Annotated in this window: 20 protein-coding genes; 11 read left to right on the plus strand and 9 right to left on the minus strand. The window is 40.9% G+C overall.

Annotated features, from left to right (window positions below; translation table 11 throughout):
* Positions 1-28: 28 nt before the first annotated feature.
* Positions 29-277, plus strand: a complete 249-nt coding sequence (locus A9J31_RS05525; RefSeq protein WP_067762955.1) for a type B 50S ribosomal protein L31 — start codon at positions 29-31, stop codon at positions 275-277.
* 153 nt (positions 278-430) lie between these two features.
* Here the strand turns inward: A9J31_RS05525 and crcB are convergent, their stop codons facing one another.
* On the minus strand, positions 431-814 hold the full coding sequence (gene crcB, locus A9J31_RS05530; protein WP_067762956.1) for a fluoride efflux transporter CrcB: 384 nt from the start codon (positions 812-814) through the stop codon (positions 431-433).
* Between the two features lie 164 nt (positions 815-978).
* Here crcB and A9J31_RS05535 point away from each other — a divergent pair, with 164 nt between their 5' ends.
* Complete coding sequence (locus A9J31_RS05535; protein WP_067762957.1) at positions 979-1,311, plus strand: HopJ type III effector protein; 333 nt, start codon at positions 979-981, stop codon at positions 1,309-1,311.
* A gap of 107 nt (positions 1,312-1,418) precedes the next feature.
* Here the strand turns inward: A9J31_RS05535 and A9J31_RS05540 are convergent, their stop codons facing one another.
* A complete protein-coding gene (locus A9J31_RS05540; RefSeq protein WP_245668208.1) occupies positions 1,419-1,862 on the minus strand; it encodes a protease inhibitor I42 family protein in 444 nt (147 codons plus the stop codon).
* Positions 1,863-1,892: 30 nt separating this feature from the next.
* Positions 1,893-2,423: a hypothetical protein gene (locus A9J31_RS05545; protein WP_373685013.1), complete on the minus strand. Its 531-nt coding sequence runs from the start codon at positions 2,421-2,423 to the stop codon at positions 1,893-1,895.
* Between the two features lie 296 nt (positions 2,424-2,719).
* Between A9J31_RS05545 and A9J31_RS05550 the strand changes: the two genes are divergently transcribed.
* Positions 2,720-3,343, plus strand: coding sequence for a class I SAM-dependent methyltransferase (locus tag A9J31_RS05550; protein WP_067762959.1), 624 nt, complete (start codon positions 2,720-2,722; stop codon positions 3,341-3,343).
* A 15-nt stretch (positions 3,344-3,358) separates the two neighbouring features.
* Here A9J31_RS05550 and A9J31_RS05555 read toward each other — a convergent pair whose 3' ends face one another.
* Positions 3,359-3,946 (minus strand): hypothetical protein, encoded by a 588-nt coding sequence (locus A9J31_RS05555; RefSeq protein ID WP_067762960.1) that lies wholly within the window; start codon positions 3,944-3,946, stop codon positions 3,359-3,361.
* 65 nt (positions 3,947-4,011) lie between these two features.
* The gene (locus A9J31_RS05560; RefSeq protein ID WP_067762961.1) at positions 4,012-4,482 is read right to left on the minus strand and encodes a Holliday junction resolvase-like protein; all 471 of its coding nucleotides are present in this window, start codon (positions 4,480-4,482) and stop codon (positions 4,012-4,014) included.
* Between the two features lie 133 nt (positions 4,483-4,615).
* Between A9J31_RS05560 and A9J31_RS05565 the strand changes: the two genes are divergently transcribed.
* The 6 genes from A9J31_RS05565 (at position 4,616) to A9J31_RS05590 (ending at position 10,541) form a co-directional block, all read left to right on the plus strand.
* Positions 4,616-5,260 carry a ParA family protein gene (locus tag A9J31_RS05565; protein ID WP_067762962.1) on the plus strand — a complete coding sequence of 215 codons (645 nt, stop codon included), beginning with the start codon at positions 4,616-4,618 and terminating at the stop codon, positions 5,258-5,260.
* A 150-nt stretch (positions 5,261-5,410) separates the two neighbouring features.
* Positions 5,411-6,529, plus strand: coding sequence for an AI-2E family transporter (locus A9J31_RS05570; RefSeq protein ID WP_162270476.1), 1,119 nt, complete (start codon positions 5,411-5,413; stop codon positions 6,527-6,529).
* 113 nt (positions 6,530-6,642) lie between these two features.
* Entirely contained in the window at positions 6,643-7,191 is a 549-nt protein-coding gene (gene sodC / locus A9J31_RS05575; protein ID WP_067762963.1) for a superoxide dismutase family protein, read from the plus strand.
* A gap of 136 nt (positions 7,192-7,327) precedes the next feature.
* Entirely contained in the window at positions 7,328-9,478 is a 2,151-nt protein-coding gene (gene yccS / locus A9J31_RS05580; protein ID WP_150922951.1) for a YccS family putative transporter, read from the plus strand.
* 51 nt (positions 9,479-9,529) lie between these two features.
* The gene (locus A9J31_RS05585; protein ID WP_081410276.1) at positions 9,530-10,099 is read left to right on the plus strand and encodes a hypothetical protein; all 570 of its coding nucleotides are present in this window, start codon (positions 9,530-9,532) and stop codon (positions 10,097-10,099) included.
* A gap of 142 nt (positions 10,100-10,241) precedes the next feature.
* Entirely contained in the window at positions 10,242-10,541 is a 300-nt protein-coding gene (locus A9J31_RS05590; protein ID WP_067762965.1) for a DUF3817 domain-containing protein, read from the plus strand.
* A 79-nt stretch (positions 10,542-10,620) separates the two neighbouring features.
* Here the strand turns inward: A9J31_RS05590 and craA are convergent, their stop codons facing one another.
* The 4 genes from craA to A9J31_RS05610 form a co-directional block, all read right to left on the minus strand.
* Entirely contained in the window at positions 10,621-11,850 is a 1,230-nt protein-coding gene (gene craA, locus A9J31_RS05595) for a chloramphenicol efflux MFS transporter CraA (protein ID WP_067762966.1), read from the minus strand.
* 250 nt (positions 11,851-12,100) lie between these two features.
* Positions 12,101-12,982 carry a pirin family protein gene (locus A9J31_RS05600; RefSeq protein WP_067763246.1) on the minus strand — a complete coding sequence of 294 codons (882 nt, stop codon included), beginning with the start codon at positions 12,980-12,982 and terminating at the stop codon, positions 12,101-12,103.
* 345 nt (positions 12,983-13,327) lie between these two features.
* Entirely contained in the window at positions 13,328-13,699 is a 372-nt protein-coding gene (locus tag A9J31_RS05605; protein WP_067762967.1) for a hypothetical protein, read from the minus strand.
* Positions 13,700-13,892: 193 nt separating this feature from the next.
* A complete protein-coding gene (locus A9J31_RS05610) occupies positions 13,893-15,302 on the minus strand; it encodes an FAD-binding oxidoreductase (RefSeq protein WP_067762968.1) in 1,410 nt (469 codons plus the stop codon).
* Between the two features lie 370 nt (positions 15,303-15,672).
* Here A9J31_RS05610 and serA point away from each other — a divergent pair, with 370 nt between their 5' ends.
* Positions 15,673-16,905 carry a phosphoglycerate dehydrogenase gene (gene serA / locus A9J31_RS05615; RefSeq protein WP_067762969.1) on the plus strand — a complete coding sequence of 411 codons (1,233 nt, stop codon included), beginning with the start codon at positions 15,673-15,675 and terminating at the stop codon, positions 16,903-16,905.
* A 117-nt stretch (positions 16,906-17,022) separates the two neighbouring features.
* Complete coding sequence (locus A9J31_RS05620) at positions 17,023-17,892, plus strand: EamA family transporter (protein ID WP_067762970.1); 870 nt, start codon at positions 17,023-17,025, stop codon at positions 17,890-17,892.
* Positions 17,893-17,911: the final 19 nt, after the last annotated feature.

A 17,911-nucleotide genomic window follows, 5' to 3' on the forward strand; every position in this document is an offset into this window, starting at 1 on the left:
TTAATCGCTTAATTGAAGGAATAATAAGATGCGTCCAAATATTCATCCTGAGTACCGTGAAGTCTTATTTCATGACACCAATGCCAATGCTTACTTTTTGATTGGTAGTACTTTAGCTACGAATCAAACGCGTGAATACGAAGGTAAAACTTATCCCTATGTCAGTCTCGACATTTCGAGTGCATCTCACCCGTTTTATACTGGTGAGCAGCGTCAAGTGAACAATGAAGGTCGTATCGCCAACTTTAATAAACGTTTTGCACGTTTCAAACGCTAACAATCTGTTCATGTTGAGTTAAGTTTTTGCTTTTAAAGTAAAAGCATTAAAGAAGTTCAGGGAACCCCTCCTCCAGCCTGAACTTCTTTTTTTTGTGTCCGTTTTGGCCTAGAGATATCAACATCATCAAGTTGTCACTAACACTTCCCAGTTTTAAGCGTCAAATTTTAAAATCGATTGAAATAAATAATAGCCCAGTCCCAGAACAATCACGCCAATAACGAGACTCGAAATGGCATAACTGAACGCCACCGCACTGTGCCCCTGCCGCAGCAATTGAAATGTTTCCAAACCGAAACTCGAAAAGGTGGTAAATCCACCTAAAATACCCACCATCAAAAACAAACGTGCTTCGGACTGTAAAAAAGAATATTTTTGACTCACAGCAAAAAATACACCGGCCAAGAAGCAGCCAATCACATTCACCCACCAAGTCGTCCAAGGAAATATGCCTATTGGTTTAATCAGCAATACACCTGTGCCATAACGCAAAGTTGCCCCGATTGCACCACCGAGTGCTACCAATAACCAATTCATAGTTTCCCTTTGTAAATTGAAATGAACCTGATGCAATGATGTTTCAACCCATTGTATTGTCCACTATACACGCATTTATTTTACGTAAATAGTGTTCTGTAAAGGCTTAAAAGCTTGCTATAGTCTGCGCGCTTTGTACTATTTTTTTATGATTTGAGGATATTATGGCTCAGGAATTATTGGCTCAACTAGAAGCAGGGACTGCTCAATTTTCAGATGTAATCGCATTTATTGAAGCACGTTATAACCACACCCCAACGGCATTTACCAATGGTAAACAAGCCAATGCAGCAACTGAAAACCAAGGTAGTGCCAAAGTATTTTCTTTTGCGCAATTAAATGGTTTAAACCAAGCTGAAACATTAAGTCTATTTGCTGAACATTATGCAGCAGTACTTGCGACACCAGAAGCGACTGATCACCAAAATATTCGCCAATTTATGCAGAATGGTTGGGAAGGTATTCAATTTGATGGGCAAGCTTTAGCTGCAAAATAAAATCAAATTGAAAAGATGACTTGATCTCGAGATATTTGAGCATAAGTCAGAAAGCCAGTCTTGAGACTGGCTTTTTAAACTATTGAACATTTATAAGCGCTAAAAAATTAAGAAACTCGAACTCGGCAAGTCCATTCGCTCACCGAGGTTTTTTCCCAAGAACGCGCATGCTTTAAATGCAATTGTTCTTCACCGGCTGTGGTAGCAGTGAAACGATAAATTTTCTGACCGCCCACACCTACCATCGGGACCGCATCTTTATCTGCACGATGTTGATCAGATTGATAGGTTTCTTCTACTTTAAACAACTTCGGTTGTTCCACTATGGACCAGACATAACCTGTTGAAGGGTTTTCATTTAACACCACTTCCAAGGTTTGACCACGATCCATCTCCAGTAGAGCTGGGCAACTTTGTTGCTCCGTAAAAACATGCGTTTTACCATCAACTGTAGAGCTCATACTGGTACACCCACCTAGCAGCAACGCACTGACCAAACTCACGCCAATAAAAACTTTTTTAAATATCTGTTGTGTCATTTTATTCTGCATCTTCAATCCAGTGTTTAACCCTGTTTTTCATTAACCTTTTACTTTCTCAATCCACTGGATTGAGCTGACACGAAAGACTTCACATGCACCATCACCTGTATCCGTCGGTGTAAGTGAAGATGTCCAAACGAGATCTTTGTCTTTGACTTCAACCAAATCCCCTTGCAAGCGCACTAAGTCACCGCGTTTGACTTGGGTAATCTGTTTGGCAATTTTAGGATTGGCAGGAATGATGTGCATATTGGATACCATCATCATCGCTTGCTTTTGAGGAACTGGCACTTTGGCCATTTTCCAATTCAGAAAGCGATCATATTGATTAACAGATATAGTTCGAGCAATTTCAGGTTCAGCAAATAAGCCCCAACTCACGGCATAATCAATCGGTGAAAATTTTGCTTGCTCGTCAGTTTGATAGGTTTTTGAACCTAAAATTCTAAAATCACCCTGAAAGTCTTTCAAAGTCGAAATTGACTGACCTTTGGCCACAGGTGCTAAGCCTTTGGCAATATTATATTCTGTAGAGGCTTGCACACCGACATTCAACAATACGCCTGCCATAACAGTGCTTAAAAGTATTCGTTTGATCATCGAGCTATCCTCTTAAAAATTTCCACACTTTGTACATTTACAACTGTAGATACCGATTGAATTTTCAAACTAATTCATCCACATGAAAATAGTCTTAAAAATATGCGCTGCACATGAATAAACAGTTGTAACTCTATATTACGCACAGATTTGGAATAAACCTTATGAACTTGGTAACAAAATGCAGGGCTTCAGTCATTGCTGCAATTTCCTTCGCATAGTGAGTTCATTTACACTTTAAGAAATTGGAATAAAAAAGCCATCAAATGATTTATAAATTTTATCAACAATATATCTTTCCGCATCTGTTAAATCAGGTGATGCAAACGGCCAGCTTGATGGATAAGCGTCGTGAACTTCTGCTTGCGGTTTCAGGTGAAGCCTTAGAGATTGGTTTTGGGACAGGTTTAAACCTGCCGTTTTATCAAAATGTAGATACCTTATATGCACTTGAACCCAATATCGATATCTACCATTTGGCTGCGGAACGGGTACACAGCACTCCCTTTGATGTGCAACATGTACAAGCTGGTGCAGAAAAATTGCCTTTTGCGGACAATAGTCTGGATCATATTATCAGTACTTGGACATTGTGCAGCGTTGCTGAAATTGAGCAGGCACTCGACGAAATTTATCGGGTGTTGAAACCAACAGGGACGTTTCATTTGGTTGAGCATGTACAACATAATGAAAATACAAAAATTAGGCACCTACAAAATGCACTCAACCCAATTCAGAAAAAAGTCGCGGATGGTTGTAACCTCAATCGTAATATTGAAAAGCTACTCAAAAATGCACAATTTGAACTGTATGAATGCCAATATTTTGATGCTGCGGGAATTCCCAAAATAGGAAGCCGTATGCTCTTAGCTCGAGCACGCAAACTCTAAATGAGCTTGAGCAAATCACAATATTTGCATGGCATTAATTTTATAAATACGACAATGCTGTCCATGACGAGCGGCAGCAATGTTAAATGCTCGGCCAGTTTTAATAGAATGCACATCCACCCATTCAGCTTGAAGTTGAACTTGCTGCCCTGCTTTTAGTCGTCGAATTTGATTTGCTACGGCTTCTGTACTGGCAATCACACTCATATTGAATAATTGCTCAGATGTTTGTGCTAAAGGCGCTGATGTGCTTGATTTAGCTTTTAGCTCGAAACAGCGCGAGTCTTGCGTCCATTCGAATTGTTGTTTTAAGGTTTGATAACTTTGCTGATTTTGGCTCAGTAGTAGGTCAATATTGCTGACATAAGCGAGGTCTTGAAAACCACCAACTACGGTTGGTGCTGCTGGATGTAACAAGCGGTGACCTGCACTGTAGTATCTTTTATCTAAAACAGTGAATCGCCCTTGAATCTCCTCTTTGGTCGTGAGCTGAAAATTTTTCAGCACCCCAACTTGTTCTAAATTTGGAATCGCACGAAAAAACTCCGCCCAGACCCAAAGCAATAGACCAAATAACGCGGCGGCTGCGAATAGTTTATCCATTGATTTAATTCCATTTATTCCAAACTAAAAATTAATCCCAAACCCGTGCTGTACATTAAAATAATCTACACATCATCAAAATCAATGCGAATGGTTTCAAAACGAATACGCCCTTCCGCAATCGCTTGAGCAATGGCTTGCTGGCCTTTGGTTAATCGCGCCCCACCACTCTTTATATCAATCAAGACCACTTCAATATCTTCAGCTGTACCGTCACCATCGCGGAAGTCGGTATAACCATCAAACACCACATAATCGATTGGATCACCTAAAAACTTGGCATCACTCGGTAAATATTGGAACTCAGGCAGAATCGGAGCTAGTTGCTCCGCCATTTTACCTTTCAAGACAGCACGACTGGTATTCACACTGCGCTTCTGTGCATGAGCTAAAGCTTGTTGATGCTCTAATTCAAGCTCTGCAATATATTGTTCATATTCCGCTTTAATCCGTCCATTGCGACTGCTACTTAAAATAATGGTGGTTATCACAACCCCAATACATGCGCCAATTAACATGGCCATCCAGACAGACATTGATTGATCCTGATTTTTTTAAATCGAAAATTACATAATGAGATGAAAAATTTGAGACTTTAGTGTGTTGTCATATTCCTCGCATTAAAGAATGATATGCTAGAGCTGAGCAGAATAAAATCTATTTAGGCCAATGAAAACGATCTTAATTGCTAATCAAAAAGGTGGATGCGGAAAAACCATTACCGCTATCAGTTTAGCTTCAGCCCTTGCACAAAAAGGCTATAAAGTTGCGCTGGCCGATGCCGACAACCAAAAATCTGCACGGCAGTGGTTAAAGCAAAGACCCGAGTCCGCAGCGCCGATTCAAAGTCTTGACTGGCGTCATGAAAAATCTATTGGTGAAGTACCCAAAGGCATTGAATATTTAATTATTGATGCACCGGGTGCTTTGTCCGGTGAACATGCCGACCAATTGGTCAGTGAAGCACATGCGATTATCACCCCATTGCAGCCTTCTTTTTTTGATATTGACTCAACGCGTCGTTTCTTAAAGCATTTACAAGATATTAAACGCATTCGTAAAGGCAAAGTCCAAATTTTATTATTGGCCAATCGGGTTAAACCAAATTCTGCAAACTCGAAAGAAATTCAAGATTTTTTCAATAAGATTGAACAACAGCCCGTTGCTTGGATTTCTGAGCGTACCGCATATGGTCAATTAGCCATGCAAGGTTTAACTGTTTTTGATAAAACCCAAAAAGTGTATTTAGGCATGCAACAACAATGGCAACCTGTACTTAATGCCATTATTGAAGACGAAACAGAGTGGTTTTAACCACAGATTTCATTAATTTTATATTTCATTGTCAACTTCAAGCCAAAATTGCCTGAAAGATATTCACCATAACTTAACAAGCTCTCGTTTTCGGGAGCTTTTTTTTCAGTTAAGATTGGACTAACCGTGATTAGAAAATCAGAGAATTCTTTGCCAACGTTCGCACCTACATTACAAAAAGTCTTGTTGTTTGGATTATTTTTCATCCTGATTTTTTTGAGCTTTAGCGTACTCAAATACTTTATTGTGCCTGTGGTGTGGGCAGCCATCATTGCCTATATGACTTGGCCTTTATATCAGTCGGTACACCGATTCTGTGGTGAACGTGCAACCCTCAGTGCAACCTTAATGCTTTTACTGTTCATGTTGGTGGTCGGCTTGCCAGTTATTTTTGCGATCTTTCTGCTGCAACATGAAGGTCGTAATTTGTATTTTGAACTACAGAAACAGGTTTTTTCAGGCCATTTCAATGTGCCAGATTTCGTACGCCAATTGCCTTTTATTGGTAAAGAAGTCAGTCGAACGTTACGTGAACTAAATGATGATCCAAACAGCATCATTCAATCAGTACAGATTTGGATTCAAGGTCATCTTAATTACGGTAAAGTTTTATTTAGCGAAGTCAGCAAAAATATTTTTAAACTTTGTTTTGCGGTCATGTCTTTGTTTTTCTTCTACCGTGATGGCCAAACCATTTTAAGTCAGGTCAGTAAAGCGCTTGAAATGGTGATCGGCCCTCGAATTCATCATTATCTTTCTACCATTTCAGATACAACCCGCGCGGTGGTATATGGTATTGGTCTCACCGCCATTGCCCAAGCATTTCTAGCTGGTCTTAGCTATTTTGTAGCAGGCGTACCGAATCCAATGCTCTTGACCATCATCACATTTATGTTGGCGCTTATCCCCTTTGGCCCTCCAATTTCGTATACGGCTGTGTCATTGTGGTTGTTCTCACAAGGTCAAACCATTGAAGCCATTGGTGTGATGGCATGGGGTGTCTGTATTGTCAGTACTGCTGATAATGTGATTCGTCCATTAGTTATCTCTGGTGCAACTCAAATCCCGTTCTTACTGATTATGTTCGGTGTATTGGGCGGTATTGCGAGCTTCGGATTGGTTGGCTTATTTATAGGCCCAGTCATTTTGGCTGTTTTATTGGCGATTTGGCGTGAATGGTTACATGAAACCAAAATTGAACCGGTGATGATGCCGAAAGCCACACTGGCACATGATTTAGAGCCATTAGATGACAGGAACGACAAATAAAGTTCAGTATAAAGATTAAACAAATATTACAATCAAATACTTAAATCAACTGTCATCCTGTTTGCGCTTCTGCTTCAATGGTTTTAACCAACAAGAACAGACAGGATGATCATATGGCATCTTTTACTCGATTCGGTGCTTTAGCAGCACTTTCAGCGGCTATGTTTACTGGTTGTACGAGCACCACACCCGCAACCAGCCTCAATGCAAAATCAGTGACTGTAAATGCAGTGAGTGCACAAGGCATTGGACAAAATATTGGGCAAATTCAATTACTCGACAGTCCTGCGGGCTTGGTTATTCAAACTAATTTAACCCAATTACCTCCAGGCCCACATGGTTTCCACATCCATGAAAAAGGCTCATGCGCACCGGCAGAGAAAGATGGGAAAATGGGTGCTGCCCTTGCTGCAGGTGGCCACTTTAACCCTAAAGCTGCACCTCACCACGGTACGCCGATTACAGGTCACTTAGGTGACTTACCGATCCTTCAAGTCGAAACCAATGGTACAGCAAAAGTGTCTCTGATTGCCCCACGTTTAAAACTAGCTGATGTGCAAGGTTTAGCCATTATGGTGCATGCCGGCGGTGATAATTATTCAGATCATCCTAAACCTTTAGGCGGTGGTGGTGACCGTATTGCCTGTGGTGTAATCAAATAATTTTGCTCAAAAAAAGCGATGAAAAGCGGACTTTAAGTCCGCTTTTTTATTGCTAATCTACATTGAATAAAAATTGACAGTTCATACAAAAAAGCTCAGGCTAAAACCAAAAATAATGATGAGCAATTCCTCAACCGTGAACAGTCGTCTTTCGTGGTTTCAGCAATTTCAATCCAGTGCAATCGTAATGTATTGCTTACAAATCTGCATCGTTCTTTCAGGCACGACTTTGGGGTTGTATTTTTTAGGTTTGCATCAGTTAATTGTACCTGTGACTTTAGGTGCGATTGCCACTGCCCTGACCGATTTTGATGACCGACTCAGTATTCGACTACGTAACCTCGGCTATGTCTGTATATTATTTTTTAGCGTCAGCAGTATTTTAGATTTTCTTTATCCCTATAAATTTTTATTTATTCTCTACCTATCGCTATCCAGTGCAGGCTTTATTTTACTTGGTGCATTGGGGCAACGTTATGCCGTCATTTCCTTCGGTACAATCTTGCTCTCTATCTATACCATGTTCGGTTTAGGAGAATATCAAGATTGGTATTTTCAACCCTTATGCTTTGTTTTAGGGGTGTTATGGTATGGACTCACGGCCATCGTATTTTATTTAATTAAGCCCACTCTACCTGTTCAAGACAATTTATCACGTTGCTTTTTACAAATAGCCGATGTGCTCAATGCCAAAGCCCGCTTATTCGACCCTGACAATACCAATAATGTCGAAACGCTCTTATATGAGTTATCGCTCAAAAATAGTGAAGTTGTGCAAATCTTTAACACCACCAAAGCTTCGCTTTTAACCCGCTTAAAGGCATCTCGTGCCAATAAAAATACGATTTACTGGCTCAATTTATATTTCTTGGCACAAGATATTCACGAACAGGCCAGTGCAAATTATTTACACTATGAACATATTCAGCAAAATTTTAGCCGTACCGATTTAATTTTTCGCTTTCAAAAAAATATTCGTCTGCAAGCTCAAGCTTGTCAGCAATTGGCACGTTGTATTCTGCATCGCGAAGTATTCCTTCCAAATCCTATTGCAGCTGAAGCGCTCGATAATTTACATGCATCTATGCAAGAATGGGTTGAAACCAATCCACAAAATATTGAAGTTAAAAACCTGCAACTGATCTTAAGTAATTTAGACAGCGTTCAAGAACGTTTTAACCATTTAAATGATTTAGACAGTCAGCAACAGCTACATTATCAACAACATGTCGATAACCTCAATTTACTCGATGATGATATTCATGGCTGGCATGATTTATGGCTCAAACTTAAACAACATCTCAGTCCTGAGTCTGCGCTGTTTCGTCATGCAGTACGCATCGCTATCGTTTTTACCGTCGGTTATGGCATTTCATTATTGCCCTTTGCTAAGAACGGTTACTGGATTTTATTAACCAGCTTATTCGTCTGCCAAATGCGTTATTTCGCGACCAAAAGCCGTCTCAAAATGCGTACCTTAGGCACCTTATTAGGCGTATTACTTGGCATTCCTGTTTTGTACTTTGTGCCCAGTGTAGAAGGACAATTATTTCTCACCATTATTTTTGGGGTGTGCTTTTTCTACTTAAGTGCAAAGAAATATGCCATGGCAACCTTAATGGCAACGCTGATGGTTTTGTTGATTTTCAATTTAAAAGGCGCAGGGTATGCTGTGATCTTACCGCGCATTATGGATACCCTCATTGGTTGTTTAATTGCTTGGGTTGCCGTAAATACAATTTGGCCAGATTGGGATTTCCGTAATATTTCCAAAACCATTGAAAAAAGCTCATGCGCGACGCTGAATTATTTTGATGCCGTGGTCGAGCAATATTTACAAGGTAAAACCAACAGCATTGCTTATCGACGTGCACGTCGTTCAGCGCATAATGCCCAGACTGAATTATCTAGCATGATTTCCAGTTTAAGTACGGAACCTGATCCTGACCAGAACTTAATACAACACGCCTTTCGCTATTTGGTTTATAGCCATAGTCAGCTCAGTTATATTTCAGCCTTGGGCAGCCATCGTGAACAGGTACAAGATGCCCAAGTGCTAGACCTACTACAGTGGTGCCAACAGACTTTGGATGACGTTCTACTACAACAAAAGCCCTTAGATACAGCGCGCATTCAGCAAAAACTTTTCGAAATTCAAACACTCAATGCTAAAGAAATATTGTCTAATCACCTGCAACTGGTGCTTAAACAAATCAGTTTATTACTTGAAACCTTGCCTGAGTTAATTCAACTCAGAACACAATTAATTCGTGCTGAAATTAAATAGAACGTTGTAATGAATAGACCTGTATTTTTAATAGGCCGAATAGAGAAAATAATGATGTCCTTTATAAACTTTAATTTAAAAAATGCATTCTTTTCGGTAGCTTTGGCTTCTACTGCTCTTGTCGCTACAAATGCAGTGGCTGCACCGACCGCAAGTGAATTAAAACAAGTCTTAGAATGTCAGTCAGACTATGATCATTACCATCAGGCGCTTTCCCACTACGAAGAAGATTTACCAAAATTAGGTTGGAAACGTCATGATGACCCACATCAACCGTTTATTTATATTTATAAAAATACGCAAGCTGTTGAATTTTTTGGCATGCCGACACAAGAAATTGGCCTGTCTTCCAATGCAGTATTCGCGATCTATCGCCAAGCGGATGTAAAAAAACTTGCGCAAAAATATGGTATAGAACAGCATCCTATGTTTGTTGGTTTGCCATTTTTCCGTGGTGAAAAAATATTGCGGACTGAAGCAGAAACCGATGAACTTCATGCTGTGAATCACAAATTGAGCTTGTCTGAAATGACCGGAAAAAGCCCAATGATTTTACTCGGCTGTAATTATGAATTTGATCAAGGTTCGGTTGATGAAGCGCTTGCCAGTCTAGATCATTAATCCAAGCATACCACTCAGAATTAACATTAAATACAAAAACTTAGACCATTAAATCAGTTTAATATTTTCAGTAGGAACGCTTCGTTCCTGCTGTGCTTTCAGGTACACTCAAGACTGAAATCACTTTGAATTTAGACTGCACATGAATATCAAGACCTTACGTTTTGTAGGCCTGCTGGAAGGCATTTCGTTCCTGTTATTGTTGTTTATTGCGATGCCAATGAAATACCTAATGGGCAACCCGATATTAGTGAAATACGTCGGGATGGGACATGGCGTCTTGTTTATTGCCTTCTTGGTGGTGCTATTTGTGGTCTGTGAAAAGCAAAAATGGTCGCTCAGCATATTTCTAATGGGCTTGATTGCATCGATTTTGCCTTTTGGTCCATTTATTTTCGATCGTAAATTAAAAAATGCAGAACAACCTGCAACATCAAATTAAGACTGTTTAAAGAAAATAAAAAAGCCCAATGTTGTTCTACACAGCATTGGGCTTTTTCTATGATGGCATGAACTCGAATTTAAAATTCACCCGTCAATTTACGTTGTCGCATAATATCTCGCACAACCAAGCGTGGTAGGCTGAACCACAAGATAATGAGGGTAAAACCCGCCAAACTATATGCCCAAAGTCCAAAGTTTTCATATAACACGCGCACGATTTCGATCACAGCAAAGAACGTCAGCATCATGATCACAGACACTGCCGCAGCCACTGTGCCCTTCGACATTTCAGACGACATTAAGGCAAAACGATAGAGCACAGAAAAGCTAATCCCTTCACCAAAACTGACCAAGCTCATGCCAAGTATGAGAAATGTCAGAAAATAACTTTCAGTCATCGTTCCAATAACTACGAGGCTCGTCCCGAGTAACATCAAAGGTAGCCCGATCATCACAGACTGACCTAATGGCAGTTTATCGATGATTTTAATCAGAACAATATTACCGAGGATCAGACCGCCCAAAACGGGAAACTGTGCCATGCCATATTGCATGCTACTCAGTCCTAGCTGTTCCACCAATATCACCGGAGATAGCGCAATCCATAGCATCAGTGGCATTGCCACCATCGGTAGACCCAAGGTCAGTGCCAAAAAGCGTTTGTTTTTTAACACCTGCTTAAAGTCATCAATGATATAACCCACTGGTTGCTTGGGGATGCTGATGTGTTGAGTCGGCATCTTGGCTTTTAAACCAAACCAACTCAGAAAAGATAAAAATGCGATTCCAATAAAGCCCCAATGCCATGACACATGATCAATCATAAAAGCACCGAGGACGGGTCCGATCAGTGGCGCCAGTAGTGAAATATTGGCCATGATCGCCATGACTTTGATGGCATCTCGCTCTTCAAAAGTTTCCTGAACAGCGGCATAGCCCACGGCTGAAATAACCGACAAGCCAAAACCTTGTAAAAAACGCAACGTTAAAAAGCTTTCGATATTATGTGTGAGCAATATCGCTAAACAGCATAAGCTAAAGAACGCTACACCACCCAATAGGACTTTTTTACGACCTAATCGATCTGACAAGGGCCCTAATATCGCAGCGACACACGCACCACCCAGTAAGTAAAAGGACATCGACGACGGTGCCCATGAACTACTCACGCCAAACTCTTGAGTAATCGCAAGCACGGCAGGTTGGACTAAGTCGTTTCCGATATAGACAGAAAATTCAAATAAAACCAGTGCCAAGGGAAACATTAAGGTGGCACGACTTAATTTTGTGGTTTGTACGTTTTGCATTGTTATCTACATATCAAATATGTGCTGTCGAGCTTGAAATGACAAAGCGGGAGAGACACTTCAGCCCAATGACGAGCACTGTAATATTAATTTTAAAAATGAATTTGCGGCGTATCCGCCATATGTGCGTCGTATTCACAAGACGCTAGATAGAGATAAAATGAACTTCAACGAACCGATCTGTCGGTTTGAGTCCGACTATTTTAACAGTGTTTGCTGGCGTTGTATTGGTCTTTTTATACAGCCGATTTTATGGTTTTTCATTGCCTGCTTTTTGGATAAAGCGACCTTGTTTTAGGTCCTCATAGGCTTGCATGACTTCTGCAAAATGATTCATCACAAAATAACCTCGCCCATAGATGGGTTCATATAAAGGCTGCGCCGATAAATACAACATGTGACTATCTTCAACTGCCGTCAATTCTACATTTTCTCCTTGGCTCGACATGACTGCCATATGCTGTGCATTTAACTGTTCATCGGTTTCAGTAAATTTCAGTTTGCCTGAGCGTAAATATACCAGTGTGGTATCCCCTTCTGGTGCAGGCAGTGTGATGCTTTGATTTGCTCTGACAAAGACATCAAACACTTGCATGGGTGTATGTGTTTCTGCGGGGCCGTGGGCCGTTAAATATTGCCCTGCAATGATCCGTACATAACCGGCATCTTGGGCTAAATTGACCTTTGGAATACTGGCTTTGGTTAAGCTCTGATAGCGTGCAGGATTCATTTTATCTTTGGCAGGCAGATTGACCCACAATTGCAATATTTCAAATGCTCCGCCCCGCTGTGCAAAGGCTTGGCTAAAGACTTCTTCATGTTGAATGCCTGAAGCAGCAGTCATCCACTGTACATCGCCCTCACCAATGACTCCACCGCCGCCAGTTGTATCATGATGTTCAAGTTCACCTTTAAACACCAATGTGACGGTTTCAAACCCTCGATGTGGATGTTCCAACACGCCTTTTTTCAGTTTGGTTGGTTTTAGTACCCCAGGCCCTAAATGGTCGAGCAGTAAAAAAGGCGAAACGGTATTGCCCAATTCATAATGAGAAAAAACTGAAGTCACTGGAGCAAAGTCACCCACAGGTGAGCCTAAGTCATTGACGTGTATAAACGCGAGGGTTTTCATCATAAATTTGAAATCTAATAATGATGTGAATTCGGTCTTATATTATTAAAAACTATACGAACTCACGAGAAAATTTTTAGGATTGAATATTCTATGTTGAGGATGAAAAATTAGGATACGCGGAAACTCATCCGCAACTGTCCGAGTCAGGACACATTCAATATGTAAAGTTTCTGCGATCTACACAATTGAAGATGGTATTTGACGAGTTTTGCGGATGAAAGATGGTTTTGCTACTTTTGCCGAAACAAAAGTAGCTACGAGCTCCAATCATCGAATTTAAAATGAAATGACCCCGTCATGCTGAACATTTAATAAGAAATTTAGACCTTAACTTTTTATAATTTAAGGACACTTCGCCGACTGGAAAGTCTTAGTATTTTTCCCACGTTGACACTGATACTCCTTCTTCGTGCTTACACGCTGCCAAACCCCATCCACCAATTTAAAGTTATAAATGGTGCGAATAGAGCGAACAGAATCATCCATTAAACCCGTTTCAGTCACTTTCACCTGCCCTGCATTTGGCGATTCCACACGGTTAAAGTATTGACGGATTTCAACTGTTGATAATTCTTTACGTAAATCAGGACGATCCTTTAATACTTGGTTTAATGGCGTATCTGACGAACCCACTTTAGATACGATCTTTTGTGTAGTCGCACACCCCGACAAAATCCCCACACAAAGTGCTGAAACTGCAATTAGACGATACATAAGCCAACCTAAAAAATCATTATTTACCGCTATATCATGCAGATTTTTTATTCATAACACTATTAAAGCAATGTAAAGAAACAATGAAATCCATAAATTGGTGAAAGAAGCTCTGATCCTTAATGAGTGCTATTTCAAAAATACAGCTATAAAAAAACGCATCCGAAGATGCGTTTTGTATGAACTTTAAAGATTAAAGATCAAATAATTTACCTGGGTTCATAATTGCGTTTGGATCGAATACTTTCTTCAGAGCTTTCATGTATTCAATTTCTTCAGCTGAACGTGTGTAATCGAGATAAGGCTTTTTAGTCATACCCACGCCATGTTCTGCTGAAATCGAACCGTCATATTTTTTCACAGTTTCAAATACATATTTATTTACCACTTGGCATTTTGCAAAGAATTCATCTTTACTTAAATCCGCAGGTTTCAAAATATTTAGGTGCAAGTTACCGTCACCAATATGACCGAACCAGCAAATTTCAAAGTCTGGATAGTTCGCTTCCACAATTGCATCAATTTCTTTAATAAATGCAGGAACATGTGTAATTAGAACTGAGATGTCATTTTTGTATGGAGTGAACGGTGCGATTGACTCTGAAATGTCTTCACGTAAACGCCATAAGTTATGTACTTGGTCTAAGCTTTGGCTCATTACGCCATCCAATACCCAACCTTGTTCCATGCAATGTTCAAAGATTTCCATTGCCGCATCCATGATCGGTTCGAATGGTGCTTCAAACTCAAGTAAGACATAGAACGGACATGGTGTTTCAAACGGACGTTGCACATGACCATTGTCCAATACTTTTTGCATTGCAAGCTCACCAAAGAACTCAAATGCAGTCAGGTCGATTTTCTTTTGGAAGGCATGTAGAACAGGCATAATCGCATCAAAATCAGGCACACCGAGAACCAACACTTGTAAGTCATGGGGTTGGCGTTCAAGTTTGATTTCAGCTTCCGTCACGAGGCCTAAAGTACCTTCACCACCAATAAATAAGTGTTGAAGTGCATAACCCGTCGCGTTTTTGATCATGCCTTTATTCAAGCGCAGGATGTCACCTTTACCAGTAACCACAGTCATGCCCAACACCCAGTTACGAGTCATGCCGTATTTAATCACTTTAATACCGCCGGCATTGGTACCGATGTTACCGCCAATTTGTGATGAACCTGAAGATGCAAAATCAACTGGGTAGTACATGCCTTGTTCTTCAGCATAGTTCTGAAGTTGTTCGGTCACTACACCTGCTTGTACGCGAACCATACGGTCAGCTGGGAAGAATTCCAAGATTTGGTTCATCTTGTCCATGCTCACCACGATTTCACCGTTAGCAGCCACAGCACCCGCAGACAAACCTGTACGACCGCCACTTGGTGTGATCGCAACATTAAATTGGTTTGCCAGCTTAACAATTTGTTGAACTTGCTCTGTGCTTGAAGGGAAAACGACGACCGACGGATTTGGATCGAAGTGCTTAGTATGGTCACGACCCCAATTTTGGAGACTATCCGCATCTGTTTTAATACGGCTTTCGCCAACAATAGCGGTCAATTGGGTTAATAACTCTGGGGTTAAAGCGACTGGAGCATTCATCGTTTTCAGACCTTGCAAGAAGTAAACAAGTTTTAAAGGTCCAGACCTGATTCAGTCAAAATTGCGGCATCCGCATATTTCAAGGGAAAAAGCCTGAAACTGAGTGCATCAAATAGGCCATGAATAGGCCAAGCGAAATTTGAGCCGCACCATTATAAGCTATAACTGCGTTTTTTTGACAAAACCGAAAGAAAAACGTGTTTTTGAAATGTCATTAGAAATATTACGCAGTTAATTAGACCGCAAGCGACAAGTTTTGACACATAATTCACCAAAATACCTGACACAGCCGTCATAAAGGAAATGTATATAGGGCTTTTTCCTATGCTATTATATCGCCACTAAATTTGGCCTTTGTAGCGGAGCCGTAATGAGCCAACATCTTTCTTTGCCTAAAGATAAAATTCGTTTCTTGTTGTTAGAAGGCGTTCACCAAAACGCAATCGACACACTAAATGCTGCTGGATACACCAACATTGATTACCGTAAAACTGCGCTTGAGGGTGAAGCGTTGAAAGAAGCGGTTAAAGATGCTCACTTCATTGGTATTCGTTCACGTACTCAATTAACTGAAGAAGTTTTTGAAGCGGCGAATAAACTGATTGCTGTGGGTTGTTTCTGTATCGGTACAAACCAAGTGAACTTAAATGCTGCCATGATTCGTGGTATTCCAGTATTTAACGCACCATACTCAAATACACGTTCGGTTGCTGAACTTGTACTTGCTGAAGCGATTCTATTACTTCGTGGTGTTCCTGCTAAATCTGCTTCAACTCACCGTGGTGGTTGGAACAAATCTGCAGTTGGTTCATTTGAAACTCGTGGCAAAACTTTAGGTATTGTGGGTTACGGTTCGATCGGTTCACAACTTTCTGTACTTGCAGAAGGTTTAGGGATGCACGTTATTTACTACGATGCAGTAACTAAACTTCCAATGGGTAATGCACGTCAAGTCGGTTCTATGGGTGAACTTCTTGCGAATGCAGACGTGGTTTCTTTACACGTTCCTGACGTTCCATCTACACGTAACTTCTTCGGTAAAGAGCAATTTGCTCAAATGAAAGAAGGCGCAATCTTCCTAAATGCTGCACGTGGTACATGTGTCATCATTGAAGACCTTGCAGATGCGATCAAATCTGGTCACATTGCAGGTGCTGCGGTTGACGTATTCCCGAAAGAACCAAAAGCAAACGGTGAAGAATTTGTTTCTCCACTTCGTGGCTTAGACAACGTGATCTTAACGCCTCACGTGGGTGGTTCTACCATGGAAGCGCAAGCAAACATCGGTCTTGAAGTTGCTGAAAAATTCGTTGCTTACTCTGATAAAGGTATGACTTTATCTGCAGTGAACTTCCCAGAAATCGCGTTACCGTTGACTGAAGGCAAACACCGTTTACTTCATATCCACAAAAACGTGCCAGGCGTTCTTTCAAAAATCAACAACTTGTTTGCTGAACACGGTATCAACATCTCTGGTCAGTCTTTAATGACCAAAGGCGATGTGGGTTATCTTGTGATGGACGTTGATGCAACTGCATCTAAAGAAGCGTTGGATACACTTCACGAAGTTGAAGGTACCATCCGCGTTCGCGTATTGTTCTAATTTAATTAGACACTGAAGCCACAGCCTTCGGGCTGTGGTTTTTTTATTGTAGTAGACTTTTAAAATCTGGCTTTTGCCAATCTCCCGCTATTCGAGTCATCGAAACAAATTTAGTCTATGCCAAATTTTAAAATTACCCCTGCCCTACAAGCACCACTGATCTTGCTTATTGCAATGATCAGTATGCAAAGCAGTGGTTCGTTCGCCAAGTACCTGTTTGGTCAGTTTCCCATCCTGACCGTATCCGCGATGCGTTTACTGCTTGGTGCATTAATCTTGGCGATCATCTTTAAAATTTGGCATATCAATTTTAAACAAGTCAAATGGTCAGCGATTATCAGCTATGGCTGTGCTCTTGCAGGCATGAATATGCTGTTTTACTTGTCCATTGATCGCCTTCCGCTCGGCATTGCCGTGTCTTTTGAATTTATTGGCCCTTTAAGTGTTGCACTATTGGCAGCAAGACGAAAATTCGACTTCGTCTGGGTCGGCCTTGCAATTCTAGGCCTAATTTTGCTGTTTCCATTTGATCAAGCAGCACAACGTCTTGACCCAATTGGGATCTTACTTGCCCTCGGTGCAGGTGCTTGTTGGGCACTCTATATCGTGGCAGGTCAAAAACCGTCAGGGGTCTCAGGCAATCATACCGTTTGCCTAGGCATGTTCGTCGGCATGTGTGTTTTGATGCCCATCGCACTCTTTGCAGGTATGCCGGCACAGGCGTTTGAGCCAAGTAGTCTGCTGTATTTTATTGCACTTGCGACCCTAGCCAGTGCTTTACCTTTTACCCTAGAAATGATTGCGCTACGTAACATGACTGCGTTGAGTTTCGGTACACTCATGAGTTTGGAACCCGCTGTTGCCGCTCTCTCGGGTTTTGTCTTCTTAAATGAACAATTACTGTGGACCCAGTGGTTAGCCCTTGCTGTCATCATCTGTGCATCCATTGGCTGTACTTATACCACGCAAAAGGCCAAATCAATTTAAATTCAAACAGCCTCACTCT

It is taken from the genome of Acinetobacter gandensis (genome assembly GCF_001678755.1).
GTDB classification, from domain to species: domain Bacteria; phylum Pseudomonadota; class Gammaproteobacteria; order Pseudomonadales; family Moraxellaceae; genus Acinetobacter; species Acinetobacter gandensis.